The organism is Wolbachia endosymbiont (group B) of Apotomis betuletana, assembly GCF_947250475.1.
In the GTDB taxonomy this organism is placed as follows: Bacteria; Pseudomonadota; Alphaproteobacteria; order Rickettsiales; family Anaplasmataceae; genus Wolbachia.
In genome coordinates this window covers 1210824-1226707 of record NZ_OX366320.1, presented here as the reverse complement: position 1 = coordinate 1226707, position 15884 = coordinate 1210824, and the positions used below count along the sequence as shown (strand labels likewise).

The 15884-nt window shown below is 32.9% G+C and carries 8 protein-coding genes and 4 pseudogenes; 5 read left to right on the top strand and 7 right to left on the bottom strand.

Translation table 11 applies throughout. From position 1 onward, the window contains the following. Positions 1–55: 55 nt before the first annotated feature. The 3 genes and pseudogenes from OOK82_RS05675 to tnpA form a co-directional block, all read right to left on the bottom strand. On the bottom strand, positions 56–547 hold the full coding sequence (locus OOK82_RS05675) for a hypothetical protein (protein WP_264686782.1): 492 nt from the start codon (positions 545–547) through the stop codon (positions 56–58). Between the two features lie 41 nt (positions 548–588). Then, positions 589–2052 (bottom strand): MgtE intracellular N domain protein, encoded by a 1464-nt coding sequence (locus OOK82_RS05670; protein ID WP_264686783.1) that lies wholly within the window; start codon positions 2050–2052, stop codon positions 589–591. A 283-nt stretch (positions 2053–2335) separates the two neighbouring features. Then, a pseudogene (gene tnpA / locus OOK82_RS05665) lies at positions 2336–2727 on the bottom strand (IS200/IS605 family transposase). A 240-nt stretch (positions 2728–2967) separates the two neighbouring features. On the opposite strand from tnpA, the gene OOK82_RS05660 reads away from it, so the two are divergent. Both OOK82_RS05660 and OOK82_RS05655 read left to right on the top strand, forming a co-directional pair. Further along, positions 2968–8349, top strand: coding sequence for a tetratricopeptide repeat protein (locus tag OOK82_RS05660; protein WP_264704557.1), 5382 nt, complete (start codon positions 2968–2970; stop codon positions 8347–8349). A gap of 120 nt (positions 8350–8469) precedes the next feature. Continuing rightward, positions 8470–10779, top strand: a complete 2310-nt coding sequence (locus OOK82_RS05655; protein ID WP_264704556.1) for a latrotoxin-related protein — start codon at positions 8470–8472, stop codon at positions 10777–10779. A 5-nt stretch (positions 10780–10784) separates the two neighbouring features. Here the strand turns inward: OOK82_RS05655 and OOK82_RS05650 are convergent, their stop codons facing one another. Continuing rightward, entirely contained in the window at positions 10785–11732 is a 948-nt protein-coding gene (locus OOK82_RS05650; RefSeq protein ID WP_264704554.1) for an Rpn family recombination-promoting nuclease/putative transposase, read from the bottom strand. 89 nt (positions 11733–11821) lie between these two features. Here OOK82_RS05650 and wmk point away from each other — a divergent pair, with 89 nt between their 5' ends. The 3 genes and pseudogenes from wmk to OOK82_RS05635 all read left to right on the top strand — a co-directional run. Next, positions 11822–12733: a WO male-killing family protein Wmk gene (wmk, locus tag OOK82_RS05645; RefSeq protein ID WP_264704552.1), complete on the top strand. Its 912-nt coding sequence runs from the start codon at positions 11822–11824 to the stop codon at positions 12731–12733. Positions 12734–13129: 396 nt separating this feature from the next. After that, positions 13130–13363 (top strand): annotated as a pseudogene (locus OOK82_RS07630) (ankyrin repeat domain-containing protein); the annotation flags it as partial. Further along, positions 13360–13764 (top strand): annotated as a pseudogene (locus OOK82_RS05635) (phage terminase large subunit family protein); the annotation flags it as partial. The pseudogenes OOK82_RS07630 and OOK82_RS05635, both read left to right, overlap by 4 nt. 29 nt (positions 13765–13793) lie before the next feature. Here the strand turns inward: OOK82_RS05635 and OOK82_RS05630 are convergent. The 3 genes and pseudogenes from OOK82_RS05630 to OOK82_RS05620 form a co-directional block, all read right to left on the bottom strand. Further along, positions 13794–14614, bottom strand: a pseudogene (locus OOK82_RS05630) (IS630 family transposase). Positions 14615–14701: 87 nt separating this feature from the next. Next, positions 14702–15253: a 5-formyltetrahydrofolate cyclo-ligase gene (locus OOK82_RS05625; protein ID WP_264686788.1), complete on the bottom strand. Its 552-nt coding sequence runs from the start codon at positions 15251–15253 to the stop codon at positions 14702–14704. Next, on the bottom strand, positions 15237–15866 hold the full coding sequence (locus OOK82_RS05620; protein WP_139686783.1) for a ferredoxin reductase domain-containing protein: 630 nt from the start codon (positions 15864–15866) through the stop codon (positions 15237–15239). Before OOK82_RS05620 ends, OOK82_RS05625 begins: the two co-directional genes overlap by 17 nt. Between the last annotated feature and the right edge of the window lie 18 nt (positions 15867–15884).

Genomic DNA, 15884 nt, shown 5'->3' with positions numbered 1-15884 from the left:
TCTAAATAGCATGCGAAAAGAGTAACAGTCTGATATCAGGCTATTACCTTTTTTATTAAAGCAACCCGTTCTCTTCGCCAGTAGCATGAGGGAATATGGAAGCTTCTGCAATGCCTGGCTGATCATCACGAAATCCCTGAAGATCCTTTTTAAGAGTTTGAAGTTGAGCGTTTATTTTAGTTGTATTTTGCCCTATATTTGTTATAGTTGTTAACAGTGGATTTACTATGCTATCTGTAATTTGACTGTTTAAATTTTTGTTATGATTATCAATACTTTCTATCAAGCCATCATAAACCTTTTTAAGGTATGTTATACCTACGTTTGTTGGCTTCATTTGGTTTAAAGGTATTTTGTCCAGTGGCTTAGTTATATCAAAATCTAACTTCTTAGTATCAGCATTTTTGTCTTTATTATCAATTTGTATTGAATTTATCCTTGGTTTTACAAAATCTAGTTTTTCAAAACTCGGGACCGTAAGTTCCATTAATTTCTCTTGGTCTGAAATCTTTTCATTAAAATATAATTCTACATTGTTTTTACTCATAATAAGTTACCTACTATAAAAAAATTGATTTTCATAAATTGCTACCATACAAGTAGCATTGAATCGTTATTGTTTTCTACTATTGTAAAATCTGGAGCTTCTGCAATGCCTGGCATATCGTCCTTGATTTGCTTGAGCATCTCCTTGATTTCCTCGTTATGTTTACTCTGCTCGTCAAGTTTCCCTTTTAATTCATCAATGATAGCATTGGACTGATCTTTACTGCCAAGATTACCAATCACAGACATGACTTTCTCATGAGGCAGTTTGTGAATAATATCTTTCAGCTCTTCTGCACCTAAGTTATCCAAAAGTTCTTTAAACTGCTCACGAGACATATTATGAGCAAAAGCTTGAAGTTTTTCTGGGTTATTAGCTAAAGACTTAATAACCATCTGAATTTTATTAGAATCAGTTAACTCGCGAGCGACTATTGCAAGTTTCTCGTGGTCTAGCTTATTAATTAAATCATGTAATGTATCTTCTTCTAAAGTTTTTACTAGGGCTGGAAGTTGCTTTTTCAACGCTTCGTGAAAAATAGTGTTTATCATTTTCTCATTTGCATTTTTTATTAGTTCTACAAACTGGTCATGCTTCATTGTCTTGATCATCATCTCGAACTGATCCATTTTAAGGTGAGGGAAAATTTGTCTTACTTGATCTAGGTTAAAGTCTTTTACTAAGTTCTCAACCTGATCCTTATTTAATAAGGGGACTATTATTCCTAACTTTTTTGAATCCAATGTGTGAGTAAGGGCTTGTAATTGATGATTGGTTAAATGATCCACTAAAGCTAGAAATTGTCCATCTGTTAAGTTCTCTGCTAAAACCTGTAGTTGTTTATTTGTTAAGCTCTTTGCTAAAATCTGTAATTTCTCATTATTAAGAATATCGGCAAGAGTCTCTAACTGATTTCCTGTTAAGTTCTTAAAAAAAGTTTTGGCGAACTCACTTGATATTAGTACACTCTTTGGTATCTTAGACGATGTTATATCTTCTATCAACTTTGCTGTATCATGGTGTGGCATACTGTATTGTAATATCTTGTTGTCAGGTGAATCGATTATGTTTCCTTCCTTATCTGAAAAATAATATTTATCGTCACCAAGACCTGATTCCTCCCATGTTAAATATTTGTACTTCAATTCTTCACCTACAAAATTATGATAACCAGTTTTATCTCCTATGCCCCAATTTAATGATAGTTTAACTAATCTATCATTGTCATATGCAAATGAATTACTGTTCTCGGAATAACCAGGTGTACCACGGTGAACATATCGATTTTGTTTTTCTTCTACGCAGTACATTACTCCGTTCTGAAGAAAACTGTTACATAATCTTATAGATAACTCTAGGTTATTGTCTTCTTCACTGAGTGGTGTAAGCTTGACTTTTCTCAGAGATTCAGGATTATCAATTTGAGAACACTGATCATACCTACCCATTCTAGATGAAAACTTTTGTCCAGGTACCATCTTAAAGACATGTTTTTTTCCACTCATAAGTATTATCTAATAAATTTAATTATAGCTATTCTAGCATTTAATGATTAATTTATAATTAAATTAGCATGTATTGGAGTCATAATAACAAATATCACTAGAGAATTAGTATAAAACCCCGATAGAATAAATAGGCTGGCTTTATGGTATGTTGAAACCTATATTGGTGGGGGTAAGCGTACTTTTCGAACTCGCTCTCTCGAATATTATACAAAATGAGTAAAGTGAGTAAATAAAAGAATTTAATTTGTACTTAATGACATCTCAATTCAACCACTATGGATTAAAATCCAAAGATTGAAAGAGAGCGTAGAATGCTAACTTTCAACTTACCAAATTTATCTTCTTTTTTAGAGTGATTTTCAATATGATTTTTTATCATTACAAAGTAGCCTACTAACCATAACTCAGTATCTTTTTCTCAGCTCTGGAAAGTTTTGCTGGAACTTTTTCCTTTTATTAACTGCACTAACTTACTAATGCTGAAGTATGGGGTACAGAAACGTATACATGTTGACGCAACTCTACCTCTGATAATTTCTACTTCCACATACTTCTTGTACAACTTCTTTTGTTTTCTGACCAATATCTCCAACTCATAATGGATATCGATATTTTGTTATCCACACTATGTGATATATATACAGAGTGACTGCTTTTTCTATAATATTCCACATTCTTTCAAATTTTTCACCTTAAGATTATATTCTTGAAAGGATGGTCCAGGGTTTTTCTCCCAAATTTGGGAGAATAAAGAAAAATTGAGATGATTTACAGCAAAAACGAAATTAGAACAAAGCCCTTCTACAAGGAAGCTCAAAAACTTCAACAAAATACCATAATATTCAAAAATCCTTTGTTTTTCTGATGTATCTAATTACTATATAAAAGCTTTAGGTAATATAGGGGGTGTGTATGCTGAGGACACAACATCGAGTAAGTAATCTAAAAAAAGAGATTAATTCAGAAATCATTGATCGGTTGAAAGAGCAGCTGAATAAGCAACAAAACAGTAAATCTTTTCAATTTAAAAATAGAATAAGACGTCAATATAATCCTGATGATACTAACATTGCTAAATTGTTTCTGGCGATACGTGAGCATAGAACGGATAATCCTCAGCTAAATAAGATTAGTGAAATTGAAGGGTTACTTACTCAAGTACAAAATATTAATGATATTGATCTCAATGATGGTGGTAATACACCACTACATGTTGCTGTAAGCAAAAATCATCAAGACATTGTTGAACTTCTTTTGAATGTGTCTGGTATAGACCCAAATATTAAAAATAATCAAGGTAAAACTCCACTAGATATTGCTAAGCAACAAAATAAGGGAGAGATTATTAGGACTCTAGAAGAACATTTAAAAAAATCTTCTGATCAAGTAAAAAGACTTTCTGCACAGGAGAAGGAAGTGCATGAAAAGCTCAGAAAGTTTGTTGAAGATTTTGTTTTTATTTATGAACGCTCTTTATCAGAGTACTATGAGAGACTAGAAAATCAAAGAGGAAAGCAAGGTAAATGGGCTGATTTTGTTAATATGATAATATATATAGGAAAAGGTGGAACAGAACAAGGAGAAGCGGAATCAAAAGTAATTCCTCTTATTGGAATTAACATTCTTCGAGCAACAATATCCAGCATTGGTAGTAGTTATAATAGAGCAGAGCTTAAAAAGCTGATAGATCAATTGTATATATTTAAAAAGGATCCAATCAAAGTCAGGGAAGAGTTAGTAAAATCTGGTATTGAGATTTTTCAAAGTTTTGAGAGCCAATTTATACAAGTAACAGCAGAAGGAAGTTGGCAGAGAGCAATGACAAAATTAGCAGAAGATGCTGTGAGTAGAGTGGTTGATTACTATAGAAAAAATACTGAAAAAGAGCTTTGTGCTTCCTCAATTACTGAGGGTATTATTTTTGGAGAATCAAAAAGATATAAACAAACCTACACTGGTGTTCCTCATATTAAGCTAGGACATACTTTAGAAAGTAAAAACTCGAATTCATGGAATACTGCAGAACTATTTGATAAAGCGGGATTAGTAACAATAAAGAGTGATGGTAGTGCTGATAAATACTATAGGAGAATAGATGGAAAGAGTGATACTAGCAAATATGGCTATCGTCTTCTTTTTAAATGGGAATTGGAAAGTAAAATAAAAAAATTCGCTAGAGAATACATTGAAGAAAATCCTTCTAGGGAGGAGTATAGGTATATTTTAAAGTTAGATGAGGGAAAATGGAAAGATGAATTATTGGATGAGCTTAATAAGCAAGATCCGAAGTTAGTCGAAGAGAGGTTACTAAGCAAATTCAAAGGAGAAATGGAACAGGAAGCTGAAAAAAACTTCAATGAATTAGAGGATTATATAGGTAAGAATTTTAATGAGTTATCAGGTTACATAGAAAGTAATCAAAATGAGATTAAGGGAGTCTTTGATGAATTAATGAGTCAATATCAGGAAGCCAGTAGGCAACGTCACAAGATAGCAGATTCTATTGTAGAAGGAAGGAAAGAAAGTGAAAAAAGTTTCGAGAAAATAGATAAAAAGCTTGATAAGATATATGATGCAGTTGTAGTAAGAGAGCCTATTTGGTTTAATGTGAAAAAGCCAGTAATTTTGTTTGCTGGAAGAAGGGAAGAGTTAATTGACCTGCATAATAAGATACAACGTAGTTCAGAAAAAGTAACAGTAATATCACAAATAACCTCAATTAGCGGTTTAGGAGGAATAGGAAAAACTGAGTTAGCTAGACAATATGTTCAAGAATATAGTAAAGATTGTTATGACAACGTTATATGGATCAATGCTGAAAGTGAGATAGCTCTTGTTGAATCATTTACTCGATTAGCGAAGAATAAACTAAGAATTGATATAAAAGATGAGAATGGAAAAGAAAAGGATATAAAAGCTCTCATAGAAGAGGTTTATGAATTTTTCAGTAATAGTAAAAGCTTGTTTATTTTTGATGATGCCGAGAAAAGTAATTATTTGAATAAGTTTTTACCAATTCATGATTCATTATCGGGTGGTAATGGACCTTATATTTTAATTACTTCTCGTAATCGAGAGTGGGAAAGGGGGATAGAAGTTATTAATCTAAACGAATTAAAGTCAGAAGAAGCGATAGAACTTGTAAAAAAGGGCTTTAGTATAGAAGATGAATCTCAAAATGAAAAGATAAAAGCTTTGGTAGAGAAATTACAACACTTTCCTTTAGCTATACAGCAAGCAATATCATATATTGAAGATCAAAGAGTTACTAGAAAATTTGATATAGATGATTACCTAAAGGAATATGAGAAAAAAGCGAAAGATTTGCTTGATTCTGTATTATTCAGGGGAATTGATAATAACTATGCAAAAACAACTTTCACAACTTGGAAGATTACAACCGATAAGATAGCAAGCAATGAAAAGTATGGAAATTTAGCTTTAAGGATTCTTGATGTTATCTCTTATCTTGCACCTGACAATATTAGTAGAGAATTCTTTTTAGATTTGACAGGAAATAATGAAGAGGAATTAAGGTCAGCTGTTCGTTTACTTATAAAATATTCTATGGTGAGTGGCGAGCAAAAGCAAAGTGTGTTGAGTACCCATAAATTAGTTCAAGAAGTGACAAGAATAGCGTTAGCAGAGGAGGGTAAAAGCAAGGAGGTTATGGACGAGACTTTCGAGCTACTCAGAGCAAGTTTTCCTTATGGTAGTGATAAATTAGAAGACTATTTAAAAAAACGAGAATTATTACCGCACTTAGAGGCATTTTTATCACGTATAGATAGTTGGTTAAAAAAGAACCCTCAAGATAAAGAAAAAATAGAAAAGGATTATCTTGAAAATTTGTTGACATGGATGAGTGATGGGTATTTTAATTTGGGTAATCCCAAAAGAGAAAAGGAGTTGCTAGAAAGGGTTTTGCCTATTTTAGAAAAGCATTACGGAGAAGATCATTTTGAAGTATTTAAAAGACTAGTAAATCTAAGCAACAGTTATCTAGTTTTAGGTGATTACCAAAGAGCAAAAGATTTGCTAGAAAGAGCTTTAAAAATTGAAAAGCAAGATTATGAAGAAGAGCGTTTTCAATTAGTTAGAACACTGGTAAATCTGAGTATCAGCTATCGAGCTTTAGATGATTATCAGACAGCGAAAGAGTTACTAGAAAGGGCCTTTCCCATTTTAGAGAATCATTATCGGGAGGATCGTTCTTCATTAGCTCAAGTACTAATAAACCTGAGTATTGCTTATGGATCTTTAGGTGATTATGAAAGAGCGAAAAAGTCAATAGAAAGAGTATTCTCTATTTTAGGTGACAATTATGAAGAAGAGCACTTTGAGTCAGCTAAAATGTTAGTAAATCTTAGTATTGCTTGTAGAGGTTTTGGTGATTATCAGACAGCAAAAGAGTTACTAGAAAGGGCACTACCTATTTTAGAAAATTATTATGGAGAAGATCATTTTCAGGTAGCTATAGCTAAAACAAATCAAGGTATCACTTATATAGCTTTAGATGATTATGGAAGAGCAGAAGAGTTGCTAGAAAGAGCTTTGCCTATTTTAGAGAATCATTATGGAGAAAATCATGTTGAAGTAGCTAAAATATTAGTAAATTTAAGTACCATCTATAGATACTTTGATGATTATCAAGGAGCAAAAGAGTTGCTAGAGAGAGCTTTACCTATTTTAGAGAAGCACTATGGGGAAGAGCATTTTGAAATAGGTATGATTCTGGAAAGTTTAGGCACTGATTATATAGCCTTAGGTGATAATCAGGAAGCAAAAGAATTGATAGAAAAGGCTTTGCCTATTTTAGAGAAATGTTATGGAGCAGAACATTTTAAAGTAGCTGAAACATTAGTAAACCTGAGCATCCCTTATGGAGCTTTAGGTGATTATCAAAAAGTAAAAGAGTTGCTAGAAAGGGCTTTGCCTATATTTAAAAAGTATTATAGAGAAAATCATGTTGAAGTAGCTATGGTCTTAGAAAATTTAAGTGGTGCTGAGAAAGCTTTAGGTAATCATGAAAGAGCAAAAGAGTTACTAGAAAGGGCATCTGCAATATATCAAAAAGGTAAAGTTGAAGAATGTTTGCCGAGTACGAGTTCAGTAAGGAACAGAAGAGAAGCGAAGATTGGGGAGTGTAAACTGTCTTGGGAAGACGTAGATGAATTCAATACAGAAAAAGATGAGAAAAGAGATTTTAGTAAAATTAAAATAGATAGTAAAAAGTTTATTGACTATATAAAAGATATACCAGAAGAAAAACGTTCTCAGCTAATTGAGCTAGCAGATAAAGTTCAAATTACAGGTAGGTTTCGTGATTTGATTAATAAGCTTACCAGTAATCAGAAGGTCATGAATCATTTAAATAGAGTAAAGAAAATCTCTAGCATAACTATGCATGGAATGATGGCTAAAAATATTTTAGCTGACTTTTTAAACAGAGATTATCAGGGTGTAGCAATTAATGTTGGTTTTATAGCAGGTGGTCAAGGGTTTGCTAAAGTTGCTGAAGTTGCATCTCGTAAAGGATTAAATTTGCTCTCAGAAGAAAAGGTATTACTTGGTAGGTCTTTAAGAGTTGCATCACCTTTTCTTGCTCGAGGTACTTCTGCCTTTATTATTTATGATTTAGTAAATCAGGTAAAAGCATTTAAAAATGGTACAGAAGGAGCATTGGTTGGCGTAGTAGGAGATAGCATTTACCTGGGAGTTGACGCTGCAGAGATTGGGATTGAAGTTGCTGAAGGTTTTGAAGTATTAGAAGGAGTTTCATCTATTACTGGACCTATTGGAGCAGGAATTGGCGCTATAGTATTTGTTGGCACTGATGTTTACATGGCAGTAAAGAGAGTTGATAAAATTGATGAAATTATTCACTTAACTAGAGGAGAAAAATTTATTGAAGGATTGCGTGCATTTATAGGTATGCGACCTGAACAATATGTAGAAAAGTTAATGGAAGAAAAACAACTTTATAACCAATTAGTTAAGCAAGGATTTGAGTATTTAAGGAAGAATCGTGCTATTCAAAGCTATGTATTCCCTACTGATCGATCAGTTGTGGGTTCTTGTCGTAAAGTGCTGCACACAACATCACTTGGGATTAGACATTATTATACTGAAGAGTACACAACTAAATTTGAGATAGATTTAGACAGTACAGTACTGCTTGACAGAAAAAGAAATGATATAAAATGGAGTAAAGAAAGACCGGATGATCCAAGTGGTGGAAAATTATTTTGTTTACCAAAAGGAGATTATCATCCTGCTCCAAGTTATGGCTAATATTTATGTAAAAATGCAATTGGTTTATCTGATAACAAAACAGAAGGATATACTCTAATTAATTTAGGAGAAGGTGAAGATTATGCAAAAGGATTTAAGGATAGCCCAAACATATTTATAGTGAATGATGGATCTAAGAGATACTATGGAGGAAATAAGAATGATATCTTTGTTTTGCAGGGAGATCTGATAGAAGGGTCTTTGTACGGAGAGGATGGAATTGATACCTTAGATCTGACTGAATTTGCTCAAGAAGCTGTAAGTGTGAATGTGTATTTAAATACAAATATTGGCACTATTATGTACAATAGATATGGTTATTCTGGATTTCAAATTAATTCAGTAGAAAGAGTGCTTGGTAGAAAAGCTAAGGCAGATCATATATTTAGTGCATGTGAAACTAAATTCTTGGATGGTAATGGTGGTAAGGAAGATCAACTTGATTATTTGGAAATAAAAGATAATAACTGTGTCTATGATATACAAGTAATAGTTAGAAATTACACTGAAGTAAATAATCTAGCACTCAAAGGTAACTTTAACTATATTGTACCATTTCAAAAAGGTAGTGCATCTGTTAAATTACTTGCTAATTTCGAAAATAACCATAGGTTTATATTCGACTACTTGCTTGCTGATATTCAGAGTATTGATATTAAAGATCACAATAGTATAAAGTTCAATTTTTTTCCAAAAGTTGTAGATGGCAGCTTTAGTATAGCTATCTCATATAACATAATGAACAATATAATCTATCAATTAAAAGACAGTGCTGAAATAAAAGTAGGTAAGGAAAGAAACTTGTATGCAATACAGAATACTAATAAAACTATTGATGAAATTATAGAAAGTTACCCAGCTATAGCGAATAAACTCAATATGACTATCGCTGTGCAATCAGGTGGTGAATCTATACTTGTTGGCCGTGGGAAATTTGAGGCACTTCACAATCACCCAATCCATAACAGTCACTTAATTGGAAATGGTGGTGAGAATATATACGTAATTACTATAGCTTCAGGTGAGAAAAGATATGAACATAGTATTTCTTCTATACCAGAAGTAAACATCTATAATTTTGATGAAGGAAGTTCCATAGATACATTAGATTTACGTAACGTGGTAAAAATAATACAAGATGATTTGAAAATACATATTAATCTGCCAAGAATTTTTCAAGATGGAAATGATTTGCTAGTTAAGTTAGAAACAGAAATGGGACAAAGTTTTTTATTAGAAGTGCTAACAGTAAGATTAAAAGACGGTTTGGATTGGTATGAAAATCTTCATATTATCTCAGATAGTGCGCCTATGAAAATAAGTTCTGAATTAGAATTAAAACCACTACCTTTGATCTTTGACAAAGATAAAGAAATTATTGTGGTAACCGATCAAGATGTGGAGAAAGATGCTGAGCTTATCACGCCTAGAAAAGGAGGAAACAATACGTTTGTTCGTAGTAATGGTCATGATCTAATAATAACTAATGCTTTTGATTCGACTATTACTAAAGATGATTTTTGCAGTATTACACTTAGTAAATTCTATAAAACACCTAAAATGAAAACGTTATCAATAAAATTTACTGATAAAGAGATAGTATTAAAAGATCATGAGAAGGAAATAAGTGCTGCAAGATACTTGGATATTGTAAAAAGAGAGTATAAGGATCAAGTGTACGATGATGTGTTTACAGAAGTCATGTTATCTGATCAACCTCATAGACATAGGCAGCACATTAGAAACCGTAGAAGTGAGTACACAATGAGTAGTGGTACAAGACGACCATCTTCATGGATAAATGATTTATTTGGTTGGGTAAAAAGCTCTATAGGTGGGTTATTAGATTCCAAATCAAGTACTACAACTAAAAGTCCAATCTCACAAGTAGATGCAAAAATGGATGTAAATGGTACGATAATGTTACTTGATTTGCTTGTAAGAAAGTTTACGGGTAAACAATATATACCTGCAGTAGATCAATCTATACCTTTATTAGAAGCAAGAGGTTATGCACTAAATATTACACATAGATTTGAGAAAGTGTTAAATAAAACTGCTATTAAGTCAGGAATATCAGTGACAAATCTAAACTTTGATCCCATGGCAGTGCAATCAGCTATAATTGAAAAAATAATAAATGGAAAAATAACAAATAGAAGATTTTCTGAAATAGCAGAAACCCTATATTCATTTGGAAAAGAAGCATGTCCAGAATTTAAACAAACTGATAAGTTTCTAGATCATTTAAAGAGTAACTTAGAAGAAGTTTTAGCTAAGGAAGAAATTATGATACTACAGCAGAAAGTAGAAAAGCCTTCTAAAGTTTTAGGTCAGAAAGTTTCAAGGAAAGTAGAGTTATCTAAAAAGCCTGATACATTCTTAAATGGAACATCAGTAGTTAAAGGAATAAGCAGAGGGATAAATTGAGGGAACTATGAGGTCTTTTCTGCCTGTAAATGTTTGATATCATCGAAAGAAAGACCTGTAGTTTGCGATACAACGTCAATAGAGATGCCAGCTTTAAGTAGGTTCTTTGCCACCTCAATTTTGCCTTCAACCTTTCCCTCTTCCTTTCCGATTTGAATACCTCTTTCCTCGCCGATTTGAATACCTTCTTGTCTACCTTCTTGTCTACCTTCATGTTTAGCATCATCGAGTTTTTGAGCAAGGACAGCCTGTTCATCACGAATACGCTTGATCTCTTGTTCATAGGCAATAAATTCTTTTTCTGACCAGTTGAACCTATTGAGTTCTTCATATGCTCTTTTAATTATTAGATCACTTCCTATTATTCTCTCTAGCTCTTCTTCACTAGTTTCGTCTGCATATCTAAAGAAGTAGACCCATTTTTCAACTATACTTGAAAGCTGATCTTCTTTGGTTTTTGGAAATTTAGGCAACTCAATAAATATAAAGTAAAAATCTTTTAGATCATGCTCATTAGTATTTTCATCGCGAATAGTGTGCTTTGACTTATACTCAGACTTATCAGGAAATAAAATACAATCTGCTATAGCAATAAAGATAATTTCCTTAAGGTTATGGTACTGATCACCTTTATCAGCTTGTCTTGAATAAGCTTTAGCTGCGTAGTATTGTGCCCGTTTTTCGAAGCCTTTAGTTTTAGCGACCTGCATCTCAATTATGCATTGCACCCCCGTGGAATCCCTACATAATACATCAACAATGCTTTGCTTTTTGGAGGCAATATCAGGGTCTTGAATAGTACTTAAAAACTCTATATCCTGTATTGTATTTTTGCCAGTGAAATCCAGAATATCATTGAGGAAATGAATGAGGATATCTTTATTCTTCTCAGTACCAAAGATACGGCGAAATGCAACATCATTCTTCGGATCGAGAAACTTCGAAAGAGCCATGAGAAAGTAAGATAAAAAGCATTAATAATTATACACAATTCTGAAGAAATATTCAACAATTAAACGTAATGTTAACCTGTATAATATTTATGACAAACATCTCGATAAGGTATCAGATAGCACACAAAGTAAGGAACTGGAGGTTAAAGAGAGGTTATACTCAAAAAGATTTAGCGGGAAAAATCGGTACAACATATCAGGTAATACTGCAATATGAAAAAGGAACACGCAGAATTTCGATTGAAAAGTTGTATGCTATAGCAGAGATATTGTCGATTGGTATTGTAGACCTAATTCCTGTATCAAATGAAAAAATCTGTTTTGAAGATGAGGGAGAGGAAATATTAAATCTAGTAAGAAAATATAAAAAGATTAACGATAAAGAGCTACGTAAAATGTTTTGTTTACTAACCAAATTTGCTCAAGTTAGTGAAAAAAGTAGTAAAAAAGCAGAGAAAATAAAGATTGCAAAAGGTTTGGTAAAAGCAGGAGTTTCTGTTGATATTGTTGCAAAAACAATTGGTCTCTCTGCTGATGAATGCGTTGAAGAAAAAGGAGGTTCTATTTACTGCAAAATAGGAAAGAAGATAAAAGAATGGAGACTAGTGAGAGAGTATACTCAAAAAGATTTAGCAGAGAAAATGAGTACGACCCGTGACGAAATAAGCAACTATGAACAAGGGCGTGTAGCTATTCCACTGGAAAAATTATATGCAACAGCAGAAACATTATCGATTAGCATTACAGATCTGCTCATAGAAGAAGATGAGATAGTAGAAAATGAGCTACCTGATTTAATAAAAGAATACAAAAAAATTGAGAGTCAAGAACTACGTAATGCACTAATAAAATCTCTGTTTGAAAGCATACAAGTTTGCAAAGAGAAAGTGGAGAGAGTAGAAAGGATGAAAATTGCAAATAATTTAGTTAAGGAAGGAATTTCTATCAATATTATTTTAAAAACAGTAGGCATCTCTTTGGACGAAATTCAACGAGTTTAAAATAAAGAAATCAGTATATATTAATATCTTTACTCTTAGATAAAAAAATAAGCAAAAAAGATTGAGAAATTGATTTGACTTCACTCAAAAGCTATGGCTCTATGCCAATGCTGATAAAAAAACAGCAGTAAATATATAAAAACATTTTGTTATTAGTGAAGGGTAATTTTTATGAATAATAATAAGAATAAAGAAGAAATAGAATTCAGAATATTAGAAAGCAAAGGCAAAGCACTACTTGATCGTGAAATAATGGAAACGTTTCTAAGTGCAGTACATGAAAGACCACAAGCTCAAGAAATTGCTAAAAATCTGGTGAATAGCTATACGGGAGTAGGAAGGATTTTAGGTAGAGAAATGGATGACCTGAAAGTTATAGAGGGAGTAACTGATTATGCAGTAGCAATGGCAGCATATATAGGTTTAACAGCAGCCACAATAAGCAGTGCGATCATTTTTGCAACAATAACAGGAGTATTTGCACTTGTTATAGCAATAATGCTAAGTGAGATGAGCAAAAGATATATAGAAAAGGAATTTCAGAAAAAGATGTTTATGGAGCTAGAGGAGTGTAGTTCTACTGTTAATGATATTCAGATAGAACCAATTGTGAGTAGATGCAGACAATGATATACGCCAAATCTTTTTCTGAAGGTTTAAAACCAGATCCAGAGCTTAAAGTATCAGAGTGGGCGAATGAGTATCGAGTTTTAGCAGCAACTGCAGCATCAGAACCTGGTAAATGGAGAACAGAGAGAACGCCATACCTTAAAGAGATCATGGATTCACTATCTCCGTCCTCGCCAGTAGAAAAAGTAGTATTCATGAAAGGAGCTAAGATTGGAGGAACAGAAGCAGGTAACAATTGGATAGGCTATATTATCGATCAAACACCAGGGCCAATGTTAGTTGTACAGCCAACAGTTGAAATGGGAAAACGCTGGTCAAAAGGAAGATTTGCGCCATTAATAGAGAGTACTCCATGTTTAAAAAGTAAAGTAAAAGACCCAAGGTCAAGAGACTCAGGCAATATAGCCCTTCCCATAATAGTCCAAAAAGGTCATAAGAAAGAAGAATCGACAGCATGACGAAAAGATTTGAATAAAGGAATGTTTTTCCTGGTTCTGTTTTTTATAGCAAACCAATAATGTTCAATTTTGTTAAAATCTGGAGAATATGGAGGAAGATATAAAATTTCTGCACCAACTCCTTTAGCAAATCTTATTAGACTTATGAAAAGTAGCATTATCAAGGATAACAGTTTGTCCAGGTTCCAAAATCGGTGTCAGAAACTGCTCAAACCATTTATTAAAGATATCCATATTGCAGTGGCCTTCAAAGGTTAACGGAGCAATTATTTTTCTTCCACTTAAGGCTGCAACCATGCTAATTCGTTGAGTTTTCTTCCCAGATTTTAGGGCATAAAACCGCTGTCCTTTCTGGCAATAACCATAGGTTCAGTGTCCAGACTCATCTATATACACTAATTCTTTAGGTTCTTTTGTTGCTATAACCTTTGAAAATTGAGCTCGCTTTTCTTCATTTCTTTCTTTATATCTGTAGGTCTTTTTTTTCTTGTGAATCCTATATTTTTAAGTGCTCGATGAATTGTTTGTCTACTAATATTGCCCCAGCATCTCTGACTGAGTTTTGCCACCTTGCTCATTTGCAAATTCGGCAAATGCATTCCAGTCGGTAATTTTATGCCACGCTTCCAAGCTTTTTTGATTGAAAATCTCCCGTTTTCTCACGTCTTTTCTTCCACTCATATAAAGTTGTTTTTCCGATCTTAAATCTCTTGGCAACAGTTTCTCCACTCTCTCCTTCATCCAATGCTTCCATTACCTTTTTTCTTAAGTCATAACTATATGCTACTGGCATCCTTACCTTCCACTACTATCAATCCATATCTTACTCTTTTTGGACTATTATGAGAAGGGCTATACTATCAGAAAGAGGGAGACTATGCTACTCCTTTCTATCCACTTTTTTGAGCAATCCACTTCTACATCTAACACACATCTCAGTGATTATAATATCCAATTTTTGATCATGTTTTTCTACAGGTAAATTTTTACAATATTGCTTCTCATAGGCTACACCTATAAATATTTTTCCAAGTGGCCGTAATTTTTTTATCATTTCATCATACCAACCACCGCCAAAACCTAACCTATTAAAATGATCATCAAAAGCAACAATAGGGGTAATGATTGTGTCGGGAATTATATCTTCATCTGCTTTATTCCATTCCTCAAATTTTAATAACTTATTTTTATTAGGAATTGCTACTTTATATCCTAAATCGAGTAAATGATTCATCAAAGGCACAACATTAATTTCTCCGTCTGTTGGAATGTACGCTGCTATTGTTTTACCTTTAACGCAACTTAAGTTTTTGTTAAAGAGATTAATAAGAGAATTTGCTGCATAACTAGAATAACTTTCATCAACATCTTTTCTTATGGTTCTATATTGCTTCCTTAGTTCCTCTTTGTGCTGTTTAGTGTCTTTGAACATGTTCTATCCATTTTGCAGTGAGCTTTTCTTGTAAACTATTTTGCTTCAAGCGCTCACTTAAAAAATCAAAGTCAACAAGCTCCATATCCTGGTCTTGATTACTGCAACTATAAACAAAACTTATTTCTCCTGTTTCCTTATTTATGTGTTGCTGAATACATTGAGCGCAGATTTCTTTCATCATGCACTGCATAGGAGAGTTAACTGATGATATTGCTATGTGTTTTGGTTTCAGATATGGCTTTAAAATTGTTTTTCTAGCTTCATTTACAGCTTTCATCATTTTATCAGAACCAATAGTGATGATTTTATCTATAGTGTTTAAACTAATAGTAATTTTACCTAACTTTCCTTGCTGATATGAGCTTATTGCATTAACTATATTACCATGAAAGGATTTATCCTGATCTCTACTTGTTTCTATCAATCCTTCTTCACATGCCCAAATTACTGCACTTGATGCACGTTCTATCAGTGCTCGTTTAAATACATCACTTAATTTTTTATAGCCAGCGAAATATAAAACCTTATGATTGTTTTCAAGACATGCCTTCCCTATCGAAAATAACACTGCATTTCCAACTCCACCGCCAATGAGCATTATATTCTTCATAAACTTTTTATGGAGTAG

Excerpts from the sequence above, each read along its gene's own strand:
- OOK82_RS05660 (WP_264704557.1), top strand. The coding sequence starts at position 2,968 with ATGCTGAGGACACAACATCGAGTAAGTAATCTAAAAAAAGAGATTAAT.
- OOK82_RS05620 (WP_139686783.1), bottom strand. The coding sequence starts at position 15,866 with ATGAAGAATATAATGCTCATTGGCGGTGGAGTTGGAAATGCAGTGTTA.
- wmk (WP_264704552.1), top strand. The coding sequence starts at position 11,822 with ATGACAAACATCTCGATAAGGTATCAGATAGCACACAAAGTAAGGAAC.
- OOK82_RS05650 (WP_264704554.1), bottom strand. The coding sequence starts at position 11,732 with ATGGCTCTTTCGAAGTTTCTCGATCCGAAGAATGATGTTGCATTTCGC.
- OOK82_RS05675 (WP_264686782.1), bottom strand. The coding sequence starts at position 547 with ATGAGTAAAAACAATGTAGAATTATATTTTAATGAAAAGATTTCAGAC.
- OOK82_RS05670 (WP_264686783.1), bottom strand. The coding sequence starts at position 2,052 with ATGAGTGGAAAAAAACATGTCTTTAAGATGGTACCTGGACAAAAGTTT.
- OOK82_RS05625 (WP_264686788.1), bottom strand. The coding sequence starts at position 15,253 with ATGTTCAAAGACACTAAACAGCACAAAGAGGAACTAAGGAAGCAATAT.